Genomic DNA, 18,976 nt, shown 5'->3' with positions numbered 1-18,976 from the left:
ACACGGGTGGTAGGGGGATTGCCGACTTCCCGCTGGATGACGGACATTTAGGGCGGCAATGTTGTGGCGGGCATGTAACGCTCGGAAGTCGTGGGTGAAAACGACCGAAAACTCATCCGAACGGTGACCGGGCGGCGTATCGCTAGGGGAGGGCACATGTCCTAATGTGCAACCCGGCAACGGCGGACGGCTGGAGGATGCGGAGTGACTAGACCGCAACTTACAGTTGAGGAACTGGCCAACTGCGGCACGTTCCCGCGTTCGACCGCCGATCACGTCTGCAGCTGTGCGTCGGAAGGAAAGTCCTGTGGCTGAGAGCGATCCACGTTTGCTGGCGCCGCCTGCCGACGTCGTCACGCCCCTGGTGGGCAACGGCGATGTGGACTGGGACACTTTCGACTCACAGGCTTACTTCAGTCACAACTATGGCGAGCTGCGGCCCGACGACGCCCGCATCATCGAGATCGTGGCCGGCTTCTTCGAGCGCAACGCACCCGGGCGCAACGCCATGCGGCACGCGATCGATGTGGGCGCGGGCGCCAACTTGTATCCCGCGATGGTCATGCTGCCGTACTCCGCGCGGGTGACCTTGTTCGAGCGGGCCTACACCAACCGGGTGTGGCTCCAGCACGAGCTGGCCGAGCCGCACGGCTCGTGGCGCGAGTTCTGGGACAAGATCGCCTCCGGCCGCCCGGAGTACCAGCCGATCAGGAACCCGCTCGGCGTGCTGCACGACCGGGCCGTGGTCGAGAAGGGCAGCGTCTTCAGCATGGCCCCCGACCGCTACGACCTGGGCACCATGTTCTTCGTCGCGGAGTCGATCACCACCCGGACGGATGAGTTCCAGCGCGCCGCCCGCAACTTCGTCAGGGTGCTGCGGCCGGGGGCCCCGTTCGCCGCCGCGTTCATGCGTGACTCCTCCGGGTATGTCGTGAAGGGACAGTTCTTCCCCGCCTGCTCGATCGGCCCGGAAGACGTCGAGAAGGCCCTTGCCCCGGTTGCGCGCAACGTGGACATTGAGATGGTGGAGAGCAACGACCTCCGCGAGGGTTACGGCGGCATGATGGTCGCGACCGGGCGGAAGAAGTAGCGCTCCAACACAGGCCCACGGACGGGTAGGTGACGGCGCACACATGCAGATCCAGCCACGCCAGCAGCTTCTCGACATCTGGCGATCAACGGCACGGGTGTCCTATCACGACGGTGAATGGTTCCCGGGCGGGCGCAGCGGCAACAACTCGATCAGCGATGCCGAGCAGCTGCTCTGCATCATGGCCCCGGCCACCGAGATCCCGCTGTTCCGGCTCGATCGCCCCGACGCGGTCGCCAACGACGTGCTCGACACGTTGCGGCCGGTCGGCGACAACCTGCAGATCCCGCAGCGGCTGTTGCGGGCGCTGCGCAGCTACATCGACCGGTACACCGATCCCGACGGCACCCCGGTCTTCTCCGGCGACTCGTATTTCTCGGTCGACGAGGACGAGGGGGACGGCCCCGGCGTCGAGATCAAGCAGGAGCAGCGCGAGCTCGACGTGGTCGACTCGTTCTCGATCTCGGTCACGCTGATGCTGGCCACGATCGGGTTCACCAAGATCTTCCGGCAGGTCGTCACCCGGGCGTCGCTGCTCAAGCAGGTCGACGAGCTGGAGCGGGCGGCCAACGTGCGGCTGACGGCGGCCATGGCCGGCCTGCTGCGCAGCTTCACGGTCAACGTCTTCACCGCCGAGAGCAACTCCGGTCGTGAGCTGCTGCGCACGGTCAACCAGGAGCGGCGGCCCAACCATCAGGTCGCCGACGAGCTCCGCGAGGCGCTCCGCGAGATCAACGCCCGCCTGCGGGACGACGTCACGATCGGTTCCGGCGCCGCCGAGGGCAACGAGCTCGACAATCCGAACCGGCTTTTCGAGTGCGGCTGGTCCTGGGGGGTCGTCAAGGAGGCGCCCGAGATCGAGACCTCGGCCATGATCGGCGAGCAGCGCGCCGGCGCCGCGCAGAACGCGCCCTACCTCTACTTCACCACCGTGGCGATGGACGCGATCCAGGCGCTCTCGTCGGAACGCACCCGGCTGCTCGGCCTGCTCGACAGCGAGCAGGCCCGCCTCGCGCAGTCGTTGCAGCTGCGCTTCGAGCTCACCCGCTCCTACTGGGCGGCGATCGCCACGTTCGGGTCGGGCCGCTGGCCGATCGAGGACCTGCCGTGGCGCACCACCGATGGCATCGAGTTCGACTACTTCAGTCTGCTCGTCACCGGCGTGGTCATCCAGAACATGCAGGTCGTCCGGCCGACCAACACCGAACTGCGCCGGGTGGCCGAGGTGCTCGAGGAGCTGGCCAACCGCGGCCGCATCACCCGCCGGTCGACGGAGCCCGAGTCCGCCGTCAACGTGCACTATCCGGGCCTGCACTTCCCGCTCGAGGGCAGCGAGGACAACGGCGGCCCCCGGCTGGCCTGGACGGTCGCCGACATCTCGCCCACGCTGTTCAAGCGGGCGCTGACCCTGGCCGACATGGTCGACGACGGGCCGATCCGCTCGCGCCTGCTCGACCTGGCCGACGCGATCTGGTCGCACCTGCAGGAACGGGTGCTGCGCGAGGGCGACGACCACGGGCTGTGGGACAGGCCGGCCGGCGCCTACAAATACCTGCCGGACGAGGTCCGCGAGGTGTCCTGGTATTACACGAAGCGCGTGGTCGACTGTCTGGTCGTGGCGGCGCGGCTGATCAACAACCCGCCGCTGCGCAGCTCCCTGCTCACCCAGATCGCGGCCGACCTGCTCAACGAGGCCGACCACCTCTACGACCGCGAGCTGCTCAACGGCACGACGACCCGCGGCGAGACGTTGCGGGTCGAGCTGGAGCGGATCGGCACCGAGCTGCGGCGGGCGCGGGCCGTGCGCCGCGAGCGGCCCGGCGTGGCCGTGGCGGTGACCGAGGAGGTGCTGCGCAAGCTCGACCGGCTCTCCGCGGCGCGGCGGGCCGACAGCGGGGTCAGCTGAGATGATCCTCTTCGCCACCTCGGACAAGGGCGGCACGGGCCGCTCGGTGACCAGCAGCAACCTGGCCTATCGGCACGCGCTGCAGGGCTACGACGCCTGCTATCTCGACTTCGACTTCGGCTCCCCCACGTCCGGCGCGATCTTCGACCTGCCCGAGGCGCTGGCCGGCGTCGAGGAGGGTGGCCTGCACAGCTATCTGATCGACGGCACGCCCGAACCGCGGCGGATAAACGTGTGGGCCGACTCGCAGCGGGAGGCGCTGCGCAACCGCCCGGCCGGGGCGGGCCGGCTGACGCTGGTGCCCGGCGACGTGGGCCGCGGCGAGTTCAGCTCGCAGCCCGGCGTCGTCGAGCGGTGCGTCACGCTGTTCCAGCGGCTCGACGAGGAGTACGACCTGATCCTGGTCGACCTGAGCGCCGGCCGGTCCTACGCGACCGAGATCGTGCTGGCCGCCACGCAGACCAAGGCGCTGCGCGACGTCGAGGCCCGCTGGCTGGTCTTCCACCGGTGGACCCGGCAGCACATCATTGCGGCCAGCGGCCTGGTCTACGGCCGGCACGGCATCATCGAGACCGGCGGGCATCTGGGCCACGACCCCGAGGCGCTGCGCGAGGCGATCCGCTTCGTGCGTACGGCGGTGCTCGACCCGTCGGCGCCCGATCAGGCCGGCCTGCGCCCCGAGCAGCTGGCCTGGCTCGACGTCTGCAACAAGCGGCTGCAGGAGCTCGCGGCGCGCAAGGGCGTCGGCCGGCTCAACATGATCGGCGAGGTGCCGCTCGACCCGGTGCTGCAGTGGCAGGAGCAGCTGCTCTCCAACGACGACGTGTGGCTGCACCGCACGGCCAACGAGCGTACGGTGGCCGCCTTCGAGGAGCTGTCGAAGAAGATCGTCGACGAGAACGCGTGGGTCGGTCTGTGACGACCGCCGACGAGCTGGCCACCGAGCTTGGCGGGCCGTCCGCGCCGGTCCGCTCGGTTGCGTTGTCGCACCTGTCGCTCGAGCTGGGCCACCTCTACATGGAGGATTTCAACGAGGGCGAGTCCCGGCTGCGGCAGCATTTCGACCGCGTACGCCCGTGGGCCGAGACCGCCGTGCGGCAGACCGAGCAGTCGATCACCAAGGGCCGCCCGCGGATCAGCACGTGTTTCCTGATCGACGACTACTTCACCCGGTTCTCGTCGCCGCGCGAGGTCGTCACCATGCTCGTGGCCGCGGCCGGGGCGGCCGGGCTGACGATCGACTACGTGGCCCGCGAGTCGGGCTGCGCGCGGGCGGGCGAGGTCGACGTGGCCCGCCTGGTGCAGGAACACCTGGTCGACGAGCCGGCCGAGGGCGCCAACGGGCGGCCCGCGACCGGCGTGACCGGCTGGCTGAGCAACGGCGAACGCTCCCCCGGCACGTCGGCGTCGGCGATGGCCGCGCCCCGGCAGTGGCGGCCGCCGCGGCAGAGCGCCGTCCGCAACCACTCGATCTTCGTCGACGTCGAGCTCTGGGCCGACCAGCCGGACGGCGGGCGGCTGTGGTCGTGCCCGTTCCTGGCCGCGGTGTGGCAGCTGCAACGGCTCGGCCTGCTGCGGCACCTGGGCCATCCGATCGCCGACCCGGTGCCGGCCACGCCCGAGACGCTGCCGGTCGAGTGGGAGATGATGGCGCCGATCGTCCAGCTCAACCCGAAGGCCGCGCCCATGCGGGCCTATCGCACCTTCACGGCGCTGGATTCGCGGTTCCTGCCGATCGAACTGGCCGTGCGCACGATCCTCGGCAACGTCGCCGTCGACCCGGTGGCCGCGGAGCAGGTGCTCAAACGGGCCAAGGGTGAGGGGATCGACCTGCCGGACGAGACCGTCGGGCGGATCGGCTACGCGTTCCTCTGAGCCGTCAGCTCGCGGGAGACCTCCCACAGTTCGCGGAACAGCTGCGAGCACTCCTTGACGCGCGCGTCGTTGAGCACCAGCCGCGTCTCGGCCACCTGCGCGAGCTGCGGATCGCTGATGGTGGGCGTGGTCTCGTAGGCCAGGATGTCGTCGAAGACGATCAGGTCGCGCAGCTGGACCTGCAGCGGGGTGGGGACGGCCGACCGGTCGAGCAGCCGCACGTCGATCGCCATCTGCCGCTGCTCCTCGTACGCCCGGAGCAGGTCGCTGTCGCGTTCCATCTCGGGCCGGTCGAGCACGAAGATGCGCCGCACCCGCTTGCCGGCCCGGGCCGCGCGGCGCTGGGCGTCGAGGTAGCGCTGGCCGATCTCGCTGTTCCACAGGTCGTGGTCGACGGCGGCCAGGCTGATCGCGTCGACGCTCTCGGTGGCGTGCCGGGTCAGCCCGAGCAGCCAGTCGCGGTCCTCGCCGTAGTAGGTGACCGTGCCGCCCTCGGAGAGCTGCTTGAGGAAGTCCGACGTCTCCTTGATCTTCGCCTGGACGAACTGGTAGACGATCGGCGGCGAGTCGGGCGAGATGGCCGTCGAGTTGCGCACGAGCTGGGTCACCAGGTCGGTCTGCAGCGCCGAGGCCTCGACCGACCCGAACAGCTCGGTCGCCTCGTTGATCTTGGAGAAGGCGTCGCCGACCAGTTGCTTCATGGCGGCCATGCCGTCGGTCTCGAGCTTCTCGACGGCGGCCAGGCGCTTCTCGAACTCGACCAGGAAGCGCACCATCAGCACGATGCCGCCGATCAGGATCGACAGCATGATGCAGATCGCCTGCGGCTGGTTGAGCCCGTTGGTGATCAGGAACGTGGTGCCGCCGGTGCCCACCGTGACCAGGGCCGTCCGGATCACCCCGGACCCCTCGCCGACCTGGCGTGCCGGAACGCTCACCGGGCCGGCTCCCCTTGGTTCGACCGCGCGTCGACGGCGGCCAGGGCGACCAGGTCGCGGATGCGATCGCGGAGCAGCTTCCACTGGTCGCTCAGCGCGTCCCGCCGCTCGACCTGCTCCCACAGGTCGCGGGCGAGGTCGCTGCGGCGGCCGGGCAGCCACAGGTGCAGCAGGTGCTGGACGGCCGGGCGCAGCCGGCGCAGCGACTCGTCGAACGGCAGGATGCCCAGCTCGGCCCGCTCGACCAGGCTGTTGACCGAGGTGAGCAGCCAGTCGTGCAGCGCCAGATCCTCGCCGAAGGCGACCAGCCGCCGGGGCTCAATGCCGGCCGGCAGGGCCACGCGCAGCACCCGCAGCTGGTCGTCGTGCACGGTGAGCCGGGGCGGGCCGGGGGTCTCGGCCTGCTCGATGACGAACCGGAGCCGGGTGCGGGGCAGGCGCAGCCGCTCGCGGGGGCGGCCGTCGGCGGGGACGGCGCTCTGCACCACGTCGGAGGCGCGGCCGGCGATCTCGCCCAGGTCGAGGGCGGCGGGATCGCGGGCCGGGGCGGCGAACGCGTCGGCCAGCTCGGCCGGGCGGGCCCGTCCGACGGCCTCGATCACGCCGGGGCGGGCCAGGTAATGCGACCAGGGTTCGCGGGCGCTGCCGGTCGCGGGGGTCAGGGCGGCCCAGGCCGTGCCCTGCACGATGTGGCCGCCCACGACGGCGGCGCGCTGCAGCACGGTGCCGATGCCGCGGACCTGCCGCGCCGAGGCGGCGGCGCCGAGCGGGCAGTCGACCCCGACGGGACGGTCGGGCGAGCGCACGTACGCGCGCGGACGGTCGAGCCGCAGCACCGGCTCGCCCGCCACCAGGTCGACCAGGAGCGCGGCGTCGCTCGCCCTCATGGGGCCACGACCGCGCAGCAGGCCGGTGTGGACCTCACCCACGATGAGCACGTCAGGCAACCCCCATCTTCGACGGCACGGGGAACCTGGGGAGCGTACGCACCACGATGTGGGTCCGCTCTCCAGCGGCGCGTCCCCCGGGCCGCATGACGCCAGCCGTTCGATTGGAACGCAAAGGTCGGCGGATTGCAACACCGTGGGTGATCGCACACGAACGGTGAGTGGTATTGCCTACCATCCATTGTGCTGAGTGACAAGGTTCGCGCGCGAAAAGCCGCAGTGCCCGGAGAAATTCTCGCGTCCGCGCGCCGGGGGATCGATCGCCGTTAGCTTCGGAAGGTGACCTCAGACCGACCCGATGTGCTCGTCGTCGGCGCCGGTGTGTCCGGCCTGACCACGGGCGTCCGCCTGGCCGAGAGCGGCGTGAAGGTGCGCATCCGCGCCGAGCAGGAGCCCTGGGAGAGCCATTCGGCCGCCGCGGGCGCGATCTGGGACCCGATCTACGCCAAGCATCCGAGGGTCGAGCAGTGGGCCGCCCGCTCCTACGAGGTCTTCGTGGAGCTGGCACAAAATCACTTCCCGGGCGTACGGGTCATCGACGGCGTCGAGGCCTCCCGCGTGCCCATCCCGTCGCCGGACTGGGCGGTCGGGCTGCCCGGCTATCGCGAGTGCGTGCCGGCGGATCTGCCGATCGGCTTCGTGAGCGGCTGGCATTACACCGCGCCGATCATCGACATGCCGTCCTACTTGCACGAGCTGCAGCGGCGGCTGATCGTCGCGGGCGGCGAGCTGGTGTTCGGGCAGCGCCTGCAGACGCTGGGCGATGCGTTCGACGACGCGCCGATCGTGGTCAACTGCAGCGGCGTGGGCGCGCGCGAGCTGGTGCCCGACCCCGAGGTCCAGCCGATCCGGGGGCAGCTGGTCGCCGTACGCAATCCGGGCCTGACCGACTTCTTCGCCGAGCACACCGACGAGCTGGGCGAGATGACCTACCTGCTGCCCCAGGGCGACACGCTGCTGCTGGGCGGGAGCGCCGAGAAGGGCGAGGCCTCGGCCGTGCCCGACGACCAGATCGCCCGCGACATCGTGGCCCGGTGCAGCCTGATCTTCCCGGCCATCGCCGACGCCGAGATCGTCGGCCACCGCACGGGGATCCGGCCGTCCCGCCCCGAGGTACGCGTGGAGCACGAACCGCTGGGCAACCGGCACCTCGTTCACAACTACGGCCACAGCGGCGCCGGCGTCAGCCTCTCGTGGGGCTGCGCCGACGACGCCGCCGAGATCGTTCTCGGGCTGCTCTGACGGCCGGGCCGGCGTTGCCGCGCCGGCCCGGACACTCTCCTAACGACCCTGCAGGCGCTTCACGTTGTCGCCGAACGTCCAGCCGCGGGAGCCGTCCCAGTTGATCGACCAGGTCATCAGGCCCTTGATGCCGGGCACGCTGTTGTAGGCCTGGGTGACCAGCGACGGGTCCATGTAGCCGCCGCCCGCGCCGGGCTGGGCGGGCAGGCCGGGGACCTGCTTGTCGTACGGGATCCGGATCGTCGTGCCCTGGATGGTCAGCCCGTTGGCCAGGCACTGGGTCTGCACGGTGAAGCCCTGAACCGTGCCGGCGCCGTACGAGTCGCCGCCGCAGCCGTACATCGAGCCGTTGTAATACTGCATGTTGAGCCACCACAGGCGACCGTTGTCCAGGTACTTCTTGATGATCGGCAGGTACGAGCCCCAGATCGAGCCGTACGTGACGCTGCCGCCGGTGACGTATGCCGTCTCGGGCGCCATGGTCAGGCCGAAGTTGGCGGGCATGGCGGCCAGCACGCCGTCGATGATGCGGATCAGGTTGGCCTGCGAGGTCGACAGCTGGTTGATGTTGCCGCTGCCGGTCAGGCCGGTCTCGATGTCGATGTCGATGCCGTCGAAGCTGTACTGCTTGAGGATCGGCACGATCGTGGTGACGAACCGGTCGGCCACGGCGGCCGAGCTCAGATCGATGCCCGCAGTGGCGCCGCCGATCGACATCAGGATCGTCGCGCCCTGCTGCTTGGCCGCGCAGATCTCGGCCACGGTGGGCACCCGCACGCCGGCGTCCATGCCGTTCTCCCACAGCACCGTGCCGTCGGAGCGGATCACGGGGAAGGCGGCCATGAGCACGTTGTAGCCGTGCTGGGTGATCCGGCTGTCGTTCATCGGGATCCAGCCCATGCCGGGGTGCACGCCGTTGGCGGCGCCGTCCCAGTTCTCCCAGTAGCCCTGGAGCACCTTGCCGGCGGGCTTGCCGCGCACGGCACAACCGGTGGGCGGGGGCGTGGTGGGCGGCGGGGTGCTCGGGGGCGGCGTGCTCGGGGGCGGGGTCGTCGGCGGTGGGGTCGTGGTGGGCGGCGGGGTGGTCGGGCCGCCCGTGCAGGAGCCGAGGTCGCGCCACAGCGTCGGCGTCGCGGCCGGGTTCCAGCCCGTGCCCGCCCAGGCGGTGTGCGTGACGAGCGCCTGATAGAGGTGGGCGTTGTAGGTGACCTGCTGGCCCGCGGTGTAGGTCGGGCCCTCGCGCCAGACCGTGGCCGAGCAGGCCACGGCGGCGGACGCGACTCCCCCGCCGGCCACGGCGACGGCGAATCCGCCGGCCGCCACTCCGACCGCTACGGCCAGCGCCAACACTCTCCGACGGACACCCATGGCGACTCCCTAGACGCGTCTGTGACTTGCGTTACGCACATCATGGAGTTCACATGTTTAAATATCAAGGGTTCTTAACAGTCAGCGGCAAACCGAGATAGGCCGCGTACGGCTCGAGGGCCTCGGCTGCGGCTTTGCGGTCGGATGCGGTGAAGGTCGTCAATGGGTCGACGGTCACCGTGACGCCCTTCTTGGTGAGCGTGCGGGTCCAGGTCGCACGGACCCGGCCCGCCTGCACGAGCGTCGACCGGAAGACGCCGTTGCCACCCGGGACGACCGCCTCGAAGTCGTCGGTCATCAGCGAGCGGTCCTTGTAGCCCAGCATGTATTCGTCGAAGCCGGGCAGCGCCAGCCACTCCCCCGGGCCGAGGTCGGGAGCGTCGGCCGCCATGATCATCTCGACGCCGTCGACGTCCACCGTGGTCAATTGGTCACCGGCGGCGGCGATGCCCGCGCGGCAGTCGGTCATCGTCAGGCCCGTCCAGCCGACCAGGTCTTTACGCGGGGCCGGGCCGTGGCTGCGGAAATAGCGCAGGGCGATGATCGCGAGGGCTTCCTCGCGCGCGGGGCGGCGGGGCTCGGGCACCCACTCGTCGAGCAGGACGAACGTCTGCTCCTTGCCGACGTGGGGCGCGATCGCCGTGACCCCGCGCTGAGCCGCATACCAAAGCAGGTGATAACCCCGCTGGCCGGCGACCTCGACGCCGCCGTCGGTCAGCGCGGTCAGGCACTCGGAGCGGGCGAGCCGGCCGCCACCCTTGAGGGACGTGCCCAGGATCTCGACGGCGCGATCGACCGTCGGCTCGTCGAGGCCGAGCGTCTCGCGGCGCTTGTTCGCCCCGGCCAGGGCACGTACACCCATCAGGTCGAGCATCCAGTGGGCGTCGGCCGCGGGCACGAAATGGACCGTGCCGCGCATGGGCCACGTACGCAGGACGGTTTTGTCTTCCAGAGCGTCGTTGACCTGCTCGAGGGACCAGCCGGGCAGGCGGCAGCCGAGCGACCACAGGGCGCTGTTGACGTCTTGCGCCTGCATCGCGCCGAACCACTCGACCACGCCCGCGACGTCGCCCGGAGCGTTGCCGCGCAGCAGCAGGCTGGTCATCCGCAGGCCCAGGGCCGTCGACGAGTTCATGCCGACGACCCTAGAGCCCGGGTACGACGTTTTTCAGCGGCCGCGCTGCGAGCGGTACAGCTTGATCAGCGCGTTGGTCGACGAGTCGTCGTCCGTGGCCGGCGCCGACGACGAGGTCAGCTTGGGCGCCAGCTGGTTGGCCATCACCTTGCCGAGCTCGACACCCCACTGGTCGAAGGAGTTGATCTCCCACACCGTGCCCTGGGTGAACGTGATGTGCTCGTAGAGCGCGATCAGCTGGCCCAGGACGGCCGGGGTCAGCCGCTCGGACAGGATCGTCGTCGTCGGGTGGTTGCCCTGCATGACCCGGTGCGGCGCGATCTCGGGCGACGTGCCCTCGGCGAGCACCTGGTCGAGCGTGCGGCCGAACGCCAGCGCGCCGGTCTGCGCGAAGAAGTTCGACATGAACAGGTCGTGCATCTCGCCGATGTCGTGGTTCGGCTTGCTGAACCCGATGAAGTCGGCCGGGATCATCTTGGTGCCCTGGTGGATCAGCTGGTAGAACGCGTGCTGACCGTTCGTGCCGGGCTCGCCCCAGAAGACCTCGCCGGTCTGGAACGGCGCGGGCGACCCGTCAAGCCGTACGGACTTGCCGTTGCTCTCCATCGTGAGCTGCTGGAGATAGGCGGCGAAGCGGTGCAGATATTGCGAATACGGCAGGACGGCGTGCGACTGGGCGCCCAGGAACGTGTCGTACCAGACGTTGAGCAGGCCCAGCAGGGCCGGCACGTTCGACTCGAGCGGCGTGTTGAGGAAGTGCTCGTCGACGGCGCGATAGCCGGCCAGCATGTCGGCGAAGTGCTCCTTGCCGACCGCGATCATGACGGACAGGCCGACCGCGGAGGGCAGCGAGTAACGGCCGCCCACCCAGTCCCAGAAGCCGAACATGTTCTCGGTGTCGATGCCGAAGTCGGCGACCCGCTTGGCGTTCGTGCTGACCGCCACGAAGTGCTTGGCCACCGCGTCCGCGCCGGCGCCGGAGCCCAGGCCGGCCAGCAGCCAGTTGCGCGCCTCGGTCGCGTTGGTCAGCGTCTCCTGCGTGCCGAACGTCTTCGAGCAGACGATGAACAGCGTCGTCGCCGGGTCGAGGTCGTGCGTCTTCTCGTGCAGGTCGGTGGGGTCGATGTTGGAGATGAAGCGACACTCGATCTCGGGCGCCTTGAAGTCCTTGAGGGCCTCGTACGCCATCACGGGGCCGAGGTCGGACCCGCCGATGCCGATGTTCACCACCGTCTTGATGCGCTGGCCGGTGTGACCCGTCCACTCGCCCGAGCGCACGCGGTCGCTGAACGCGCCCATGCGGTCGAGCACCTCGTGCACCTCGGCCACCACATCCTGCCCGTCGACCACCAGCGAGGCGTCGCGGGGCAGGCGCAGCGCGGTGTGCAGCACGGCCCTGTCCTCGGTGACGTTGATGTGCTCGCCGGCGAACATCGCGGCGGTGCGCTCGCGCAGCCGGGCCCGCTCGCCCAGCGCCACCAGGGCGGTCAGCACTTCGTCGTTGACCAGGTTCTTGCTGTAGTCGACGGTGAGGTCGGCCACCTGCGCGGTCAGCCGCTCGCCGCGCTTCGGGTCGCTGCCGAAGAGGTCGCGCAGGTGCACCCCGTTGAACTTCTCGGCGTGGCCCTGCAGCGCAAGCCACTCGGCGCTGTCGGAAACGTGTTCGCTCATCTGTCCTAGTCTCTTCCTCGAACCCGGACTCTCGTCCTCATCCTGGCACGAATCGTGTCAGTGCGACGGTGACGCCGTGGAGATCACTTGGTGGACGACGCGTTCCATCGTGGGCATCACTCTTTCCGGATCCTCCCCCGCCGTCTGCAGCGCCACCCGGAAACAGGCGATCCCGAGCTGCGCCGCGAGCAGGGCCAGCTCGGGGTCGGCGCCCCGGTTGAGCAGCGCCGCCTCGAGCGCCTCGGCGATCCGCTGCATCTTGCGGCCGGCGCGATCCTGCAGCTCGGGGACCGTCGCGATCAACCTCTGCCGTACGGGGAACATCGCCTTGTCGCCGAGGACGATGTCGCGCTTGGCGTAGGCGAGCTCCCACAGCTGCGACAGCGCGGTGGGCAGATCACGCGGCGGCGGCTCGCTCGTGCCGGAATCGGCGGCGAACTCCTCGATCAGGCGCTGCTCGTCGGCGAACAGGACCTCCTGCTTGTCGCCGAAGTAGCGGAAGAACGTCGTGCGGCCGACCTGGGCCCGCTCGGCGATGTCGGTCACCGAGACCTGGGCGAAGCCGCGCTCGGCGTACAGCGCGAAGGCCGCCTCGACGAGCTGCTCCCGGGCTCGCTGCTGCTTGGCCTCGCGCAAAGTCATGCCGCCAGCCTATCAAATTGGTACCGAGTACCGTATGGTACTGAGTACCAAACGCTTTGGAGGCGAGATGACCACCCTTCTCATGAACGGCGCGAGCCGCGGCATCGGCCTGCACGCCGCCCGGCGCCTGCTCGAAGACCACCCGGGCCTGCGGCTGATCGTGGTGGCCCGGGGCGAGCAGCCCGCCCTGCCCCGCACCACGGTGATCCGCGGCGACCTGACCTCGCTCGACAGCGTCCGCAAGATCGCGGCCCAGGTCACCGAGCCGCTCGACGGCTACATCGGTAACGCGGGCGTACAGATGACCACCGCCACCACCACGACCGTCGACGGGTACGAGACGACGTTCGCGGTCAACGTGCTCGCTCACCACCTGCTGCTGCGGCTGCTGCCGCTGACGACCCGGGCCCGCGTGGTGATCACCGGCAGCGACGCCCACTTCGGCGACCTGCGGCACAACCTCGGCATCGTCCCGGCGCCGACCTGGACCACGCCCGGCGAGCTGGCCCGGCCCAACCCCAAGCTCAAAGGCCGGGGCGCGTACGCGACCAGCAAGCTCGGCGTCCTCTACCTGGTGCACGCCCTCGCGCGGCGCGGCGTCGACGCGTACACCTGGAACCCGGCCTTCACCCCGGGCACCGGGCTCGTCCGCGCCGACCGGATCGGCGACGTGCTCTTCCGGCGGGTGTTCCCGCTGTTCCCGGGCGTCAACACGCCTCAACGGGCCGGCGATCAACTGGCCGCGGCGGCGGCTGGACCTGCGCCCGGGCCCGCCGGCAGCTACATCGACCGGGCCACGGTGACGTCCTCGTCGACCGAGTCCCACAACCAGGCGCGGGAGGAGGAGCTGTGGGCCTTCTGTGAGAAGGCGACCTCATAGAACCAGCACAGGGCCGGCACAGGCCGGGCGTCGAGTCTTGCCGGCATGACGACCTTGTTGGAAAAGCCCTCGACCGTACGCAGGCACGCGGCGCCGGCTGTTCGCGGAGATCGCCGGTGGCCCGTTCTGGTGCTGCTGCTCGGCACGGCGGTGCTCTACCTGTGGGACCTGAGCGCCTCCGGCTGGGGCAACAGCTTCTACGCGGCCGCCGCCCAGGCCGGCGCGCAGAGCTGGAAGGCGTGGCTGTTCGGCTCGCTCGACGCCGGCAACGCCATCACGGTCGACAAGCCACCCGCGGCGATGTGGGTGATGGGACTGTCCGCGCGCCTCTTCGGCGTCAACAGCTGGGCGATCCTGGCCCCGCAGGCGCTGATGGGGGTGGCGAGCGTCTGGTTCCTGTACGCGGCGGTCAAGCGCTGGTCGGGGCAGGCGGCCGGGCTGGTCGCGGGGGCGGCGCTGGCGCTCACTCCCGTGGCCGTGCTGATGTTCCGGTACGACAACCCCGACGCGCTGCTCGTCCTGCTGATGACGGCGGGGGCCTACACGACCGTACGGGCTGTGGAGAAGGCCTCGTGGAAGTGGCTGGCGCTGACCGGCGTACTGCTGGGGTTCGGTTTTCTCACCAAGATGATGCAGGCGTTCCTGGTGCTGCCGGGGTTCGCGCTGGTGTATCTGCTCGCGGCGCCTGCCGGGCTGGGGCGGCGTCTTCGTGACCTGCTGGTCGCCGGGGCGGCGTTGGTTGTGTCGGCGGGGTGGTATGTGGCGCTGGTGTCTTTGTGGCCGGCTTCGTCTCGGCCGTATATCGCGGGGTCTACCAACAACACTTTGTGGGAGCTGGCCCTGGGCTACAACGGGCTGGGCCGCATCGTCGGCGGCTCGGGCAACGGCGGCGGAGGCGCCTCTTTCGGCGGCTCTACGGGCATCGGGCGGCTCTTCGGCAGCTCGATGGGGCTGGAGATCTCTTGGCTGTTGCCGGCCGCGTTGATCGCGCTGGTCGCCGGGGTGGCGTTGACGTGGCGGCGTACCGGCTTCCTGCGCGCCTCGATCCTGATGTGGGGTGGGTGGACGCTCGTCACGGGGCTGACGTTCTCGTTCATGAGCGGGACGATCCACCCGTATTACACGGTCGCGCTGGCCCCGGGGATCGCCGCGCTGGTCGCCGTGGGTGGGCGGGCGATGTGGGAGCGGCGGTCGATGCTCTGTGCCCGCGGGGTGCTGGCGGGCATGGTGGGGGCTACGGCGGTGTGGGGGTGGGTGCTCCTGGGGCGTATTGACTGGCTGCCTGTGCTGCGGTGGGGTTCGCTGGTGCTGGGCTTGGCTGCGGCGTTGGTTTTGCTGGTGCCGTTGCGGCGGCTCGCGGTGGTTGCGCTGACTGTGGCGATCTTGTCGGCTGGGGCTGGTGGGGCCGCTTATGCGGGGGCTACCGCTACGGTCGCCCCATAACGGGTCTATTCCTTCGTCCGGGCCGTCGTCGGGTGGGCAGGGTGGGGGCTTCGACCGCAATGGGGGGCCGGGCGCTTCCTCATCCGGCTCGGCTGCTCCGGACGGCTCGGCTGCTTTTGACGGCCCGGCTGCCTCTGACGGCTCGGGTGCCTCCGACGGCTCGGCTGCCTCTGGCGGCTCGCCCTCTGGCGGCTCGGCCGCTGCTGATGGCTCGCCTTCTGGCGGCTCCGCTGCTTCTGACGGCTCGTCCGCGAGTGGGCCGCCGAGCGGAGGCCGAGGCGGTATGGGCGGCCAGTCCACCAACAGCGAGCTGACCGCCCTCCTGAGGGCCAGCACCGCCAAGTGGTCCGCCGCCGTAAGCGGAGCCACGTCAGCCGCCGACCTCGAACTCGCCAGCGGCACCGCGGTCATCGCCCTCGGCGGCTGGAACGGCAGCGACCCCTCCCCCACCCTGACCGAGTTCCAGGCCTACGTGGCCGCCGGCCAAATCCACTACTACATCTCGGGCGGCGGCATGGGCGGCGGAGGCGGCGGCGAGTCCACACAAGCCAGCCAGATCGCCACCTGGGTAGCCGACAACTACACGGCCACAACCGTAGGCGGCACCACGGTCTACGACCTCACCCAGGCAGCCGGCTGATTAATCGCAGTTCAGGAGCCCCGCGTCCCGCCAAGACGCGGGGCTCCGCCGCGCATCACCAACGTCACACCACCACAAACCCAGATAGCGCGCATTCACGCCCCCGAGTGACCTGTGGACAACCCATTTCCAAGTCCCCCCGCCAGGTAACGTCCCCGCTTGCCCTTGGGTGGGCGGGGGAGGCGGTGGCACCCCAGAAGATCAACCAGGCTTATCCACAATCCTCGCTTGTCCACAGGGCACGCCGCAGAGATCGGCCGCAGCCGCGACAATGGCCACTGGCGGCGGTCCCCCGGTGGAGGGCGGGCCATGTAGCGGGCGGGCCATGCAGTAGGCGGGCCATGCAAGCGAGCGAGCCACGCAACGAGCACGCTAAGAACGCGGCCCAGCCACAGCAAAAGCCGCCAACCCGCCCTCCAGCAAACCCCCCGCCGCAGCAGCGGGCACGGGCCGCGACAAGAAATACCCCTGGGCGTAGTCGCATCCCATGCCCCGCAGCACCGCGAGCTGGGCCTCGTTCTCGATCCCCTCGGCCACCGTCCGCATGCCGAAACGCCGGCCCAGCCGGATGATCGTGTCGACCAGGGTTTCGTCCTCGGCGTCGCCCGCGCCCAGCCGGTCCACGAAGGAGCGGTCGATCTTCAGGACGTCCATGGGAAAGCGCCGCAGGTAGGCCAGCGACGAATACCCCGTGCCGAAGTCGTCCATGGCCAGCATGACGCCGAGCGCCTTGAGGCTGACGATGCGGGACAGGTTTTCGTCGGTGTCGGTGAGCAGCACGCTCTCGGTCATTTCGAGGCACAGTTGGTCGGCCGGCATCCCGGTCTCGGCCAGCACCTCGGCCACCGTCGAAGCCAGGTCGCCGGCCTCGAACTGGCGGACCGACACGTTGACGGCCATTTTGAGCGGGCGGCCCCACGCGACCGCCTGGCGGCACGCCTCGGCGAGCACCCAGCGGCCCAACGGCACGATCAGGCCGGTCGACTCGGCGATGCCGATGAACTCGAGCGGGGGCACCATGCCGCGGGTGGGGTGCTGCCACCGTACGAGGGCCTCGAAGCCGATGATTTCCCCCGTGGCCAGGTCGACGGTCGGCTGATAGTGCAGCAGCAGCTCGTCACGGTCGAGGGCCAGGCGCAGGTCGTCGGCGAGAGACAGCCGCTGCATGAGGGCGTCGTGCATGGCCGGGTCGTAGGCCGCGTAGACCCCGCCGCCCGCCTCCTTGGCCTTGTACATGGCCAGGTCCGCGTTGCGTTGCAGCTGTTCGATGTCGGTGGCGTCGGCGGCCGAGGCGATGCCGATGCCCGCGCCCACGTGCAGTTCCCGGCCGTCGACGATGAACGGCTGGTCGAGGCGTTCGAGGATGTCGACGGCGAGCGCGGCGGCGTCCGTGAGGGTGATGGCCGCGAACTCGTCGCCGCCGAGGCGCGCGACCGTGTGCGGGGGCGGCACCACATCGAGCAGGCGTGCCGCCACTTGCACCAGCAGCTGGTCGCCGGCTGCGTGCCCGAGACTGTCGTTGACCTCCTTGAACCCGTCCAGGTCGAGGAAGAGGATCGACACCTCGTCCTGGAACGCCGCGGCCAGCCGCTCGCGGAAGAGGGCCCGGTTGACGAGACCGGTCAGCGCGTCGTGGTATGCCTCGTGCCGGAGCTGGTCCTGCAGCTGCTGGGCGTCGCTCACGTCGCGGGTGTTGAAGACCAACCCTTCCACGTACGGGTCGTCGAGCAGATTGGTGATGGTCATCTCGGACAAACGCCAGGAGCCGTCCTGGTGGGGCAGCGTCACGGTGAACGTGTGGACGCCGCCGGGGCGGCCGAGCACGTTTTCGATCGCCGCCTGGATCCGGGGCGCGGCCCGTTTCCCGACGATGTCGACGAGGCGCCGGCCGACCAGCACCGCCGCGGGGAAGCCGAAGATGCGCTCGACGGACGAGCTCTGGTAGCGCACGGTCGAGTCGGCCTCGAGGATTGCCAGCGAGTCGGAGCTCTGTTCGACCAGTGCCCGGAAGCGCTGCTCGCGGTTGGCCACTTCCGCCGTACGGCCGATGACCCGTTCCTCGAGACGACGGGCGAGCTGGCGGTTGTCGAGCACGAGGATCAGCCCGCGCAGCATGATCAGGCCGATCGACGCGAACCGGCACCACGTGAAGACGGGTGAGCTGGCGTGGCCGGTGGCGAGCCAGAACGTGCCGGAGGCCACGGCCGCGAGCACCGCCGCGTACGGGAGGAACAGACTGGCCGGACGGCGCGCGACGCCCGCGTCGGGTTCGGGCTCCTGCTCGGTCAGCCGGCCCATGCCCGCCGCGCGAATGCCGGCCAGCAGCAGCATCCCGTAGCCGGCGAGCCCACCCGCCGCCGGCATCGACAGCCAGCCGGTGACGTTGTCGGCCAGCATGCGCACGGCGGTGCTGTCGCCGAGCGCGATCAGCATCAGGCCCACGCTGACCAGGACGAGCGTGGCCGAGCCACGGTAGCCGCGGCGCCAGCGGGCGAGGGCGGCGATCGCGACGGTGCCGAGCACGACATCGGCCACGGGCAGGGCGATCAGCAACGTGTTGCCGTCCGCCTCGGCCGGCGCCAGGACGAAGTTCCAGCTCGTCATGAGCAGCGAGCTGCCCACCAGCAGGGCGTCGACGATGCTGCGCAGCCGGGACAGGCGGGACTGGTCGGGGGTCGGGGTGATGAGCAGCGTGCCGGCGATGATCGTGGCCATCGCGATGTGCCCGGCGCCCTGCGGTCCGTCGACGAGGATGCCCACGGCCTCGGCCAGGGCGCCCGCGCCGAGTCCGAGCCAGGCCCACCGCGTACGGGCTTGGCGCAGGCGCATGACGTACACGGCCATCGCGGTGACGCCGAGGGCGGTCAGCGCGGTCAGGCCGGCCAGCACGCCCGAGCCGGCCACGGTGGCCAGGGCGAGCGAGACGAGCAGTACGAGAACGGGGTGGGCGGCGCCCGACATCGCGTCCCTCCCCTGGTTGTCGCGTCCGGCGCCCCAGAAGATCGGGTTTTCGGGCGACCACTTGAGAGATCCGGGGAACAGGAACGGCGGCTCCCCCCGTACGGGGAAGCCGCCGCGAACCAAGAAGCGTCAGTTCACTTCTTCTTCTTGTTCTTCTTGTCTTTCTTCTTGTCCTTCTTCGACTTCTTAGCCATGGTGGGACCCCCTTTCGACCTCTGCTCGATCGGGCGCGATCCAG

At 70.1% G+C, this 18,976-nt stretch carries 13 protein-coding genes and 1 pseudogene; 7 read left to right on the top strand and 7 right to left on the bottom strand.

What is annotated here, in order from left to right:
• The first annotated feature begins 307 nt into the window (after window positions 1–307).
• Genes JKJ07_RS46030 through JKJ07_RS46015 form a run of 4 tightly spaced genes read left to right on the top strand, consistent with a single transcriptional unit; the run spans window position 308 to window position 4,871 of the window.
• Window positions 308–1,090, top strand: coding sequence for an SCO2525 family SAM-dependent methyltransferase (locus JKJ07_RS46030; protein WP_203078118.1), 783 nt, complete (start codon window positions 308–310; stop codon window positions 1,088–1,090).
• Between the two features lie 43 nt (window positions 1,091–1,133).
• Window positions 1,134–2,996, top strand: a complete 1,863-nt coding sequence (locus JKJ07_RS46025; RefSeq protein WP_203078117.1) for an SCO2524 family protein — start codon at window positions 1,134–1,136, stop codon at window positions 2,994–2,996.
• A gap of 1 nt (window position 2,997) precedes the next feature.
• Window positions 2,998–3,915, top strand: a complete 918-nt coding sequence (locus JKJ07_RS46020) for an SCO2523 family variant P-loop protein (protein WP_203078116.1) — start codon at window positions 2,998–3,000, stop codon at window positions 3,913–3,915.
• Complete coding sequence (locus JKJ07_RS46015; protein WP_307834791.1) at window positions 3,900–4,871, top strand: SCO2522 family protein; 972 nt, start codon at window positions 3,900–3,902, stop codon at window positions 4,869–4,871. Before JKJ07_RS46020 ends, JKJ07_RS46015 begins: the two co-directional genes overlap by 16 nt.
• Here JKJ07_RS46015 and JKJ07_RS46010 read toward each other — a convergent pair.
• Both JKJ07_RS46010 and JKJ07_RS46005 read right to left on the bottom strand, forming a co-directional pair.
• The gene (locus tag JKJ07_RS46010) at window positions 4,856–5,809 is read right to left on the bottom strand and encodes a DUF6879 family protein (RefSeq protein WP_203078115.1); all 954 of its coding nucleotides are present in this window, start codon (window positions 5,807–5,809) and stop codon (window positions 4,856–4,858) included. The two genes, JKJ07_RS46015 and JKJ07_RS46010, sit on opposite strands and share 16 nt — an antisense overlap.
• Window positions 5,806–6,747 (bottom strand): SCO2521 family protein, encoded by a 942-nt coding sequence (locus JKJ07_RS46005; protein WP_203078186.1) that lies wholly within the window; start codon window positions 6,745–6,747, stop codon window positions 5,806–5,808. Before JKJ07_RS46005 ends, JKJ07_RS46010 begins: the two co-directional genes overlap by 4 nt.
• A 288-nt stretch (window positions 6,748–7,035) precedes the next feature.
• Between JKJ07_RS46005 and JKJ07_RS46000 the strand changes: the two genes are divergently transcribed.
• Window positions 7,036–7,998, top strand: a complete 963-nt coding sequence (locus tag JKJ07_RS46000) for an FAD-dependent oxidoreductase (protein WP_203078114.1) — start codon at window positions 7,036–7,038, stop codon at window positions 7,996–7,998.
• A 39-nt stretch (window positions 7,999–8,037) separates the two neighbouring features.
• Here the strand turns inward: JKJ07_RS46000 and JKJ07_RS45995 are convergent, their stop codons facing one another.
• From JKJ07_RS45995 to JKJ07_RS45980, 4 genes are all read right to left on the bottom strand, one after another.
• On the bottom strand, window positions 8,038–9,366 hold the full coding sequence (locus JKJ07_RS45995; RefSeq protein ID WP_203078113.1) for a carbohydrate-binding protein: 1,329 nt from the start codon (window positions 9,364–9,366) through the stop codon (window positions 8,038–8,040).
• A 64-nt stretch (window positions 9,367–9,430) separates the two neighbouring features.
• Window positions 9,431–10,501: a winged helix DNA-binding domain-containing protein gene (locus tag JKJ07_RS45990; RefSeq protein WP_203078112.1), complete on the bottom strand. Its 1,071-nt coding sequence runs from the start codon at window positions 10,499–10,501 to the stop codon at window positions 9,431–9,433.
• A 33-nt stretch (window positions 10,502–10,534) separates the two neighbouring features.
• The gene (gene pgi, locus JKJ07_RS45985; protein ID WP_203078111.1) at window positions 10,535–12,172 is read right to left on the bottom strand and encodes a glucose-6-phosphate isomerase; all 1,638 of its coding nucleotides are present in this window, start codon (window positions 12,170–12,172) and stop codon (window positions 10,535–10,537) included.
• A gap of 57 nt (window positions 12,173–12,229) precedes the next feature.
• Complete coding sequence (locus tag JKJ07_RS45980) at window positions 12,230–12,814, bottom strand: TetR/AcrR family transcriptional regulator (protein ID WP_203078110.1); 585 nt, start codon at window positions 12,812–12,814, stop codon at window positions 12,230–12,232.
• Window positions 12,815–12,881: 67 nt separating this feature from the next.
• Between JKJ07_RS45980 and JKJ07_RS45975 the strand changes: the two genes are divergently transcribed.
• Together JKJ07_RS45975 and JKJ07_RS45970 are read left to right on the top strand one after the other, a co-directional pair.
• Window positions 12,882–13,694 carry an SDR family NAD(P)-dependent oxidoreductase gene (locus tag JKJ07_RS45975; RefSeq protein WP_203078109.1) on the top strand — a complete coding sequence of 271 codons (813 nt, stop codon included), beginning with the start codon at window positions 12,882–12,884 and terminating at the stop codon, window positions 13,692–13,694.
• 45 nt (window positions 13,695–13,739) lie between these two features.
• A pseudogene (locus JKJ07_RS45970) lies at window positions 13,740–15,777 on the top strand (ArnT family glycosyltransferase).
• A 372-nt stretch (window positions 15,778–16,149) separates the two neighbouring features.
• Here the strand turns inward: JKJ07_RS45970 and JKJ07_RS45965 are convergent.
• Window positions 16,150–18,861, bottom strand: a complete 2,712-nt coding sequence (locus JKJ07_RS45965; protein ID WP_236031282.1) for a putative bifunctional diguanylate cyclase/phosphodiesterase — start codon at window positions 18,859–18,861, stop codon at window positions 16,150–16,152.
• Window positions 18,862–18,976: the final 115 nt, after the last annotated feature.

The organism is Paractinoplanes lichenicola, assembly GCF_016785085.1.
Classification (GTDB): Bacteria; Actinomycetota; Actinomycetes; order Mycobacteriales; family Micromonosporaceae; genus Actinoplanes; species Actinoplanes lichenicola.
The sequence above is the reverse complement of the archived record's forward strand: the minus strand, read 5'-3'. Positions and strand labels throughout refer to the sequence as shown.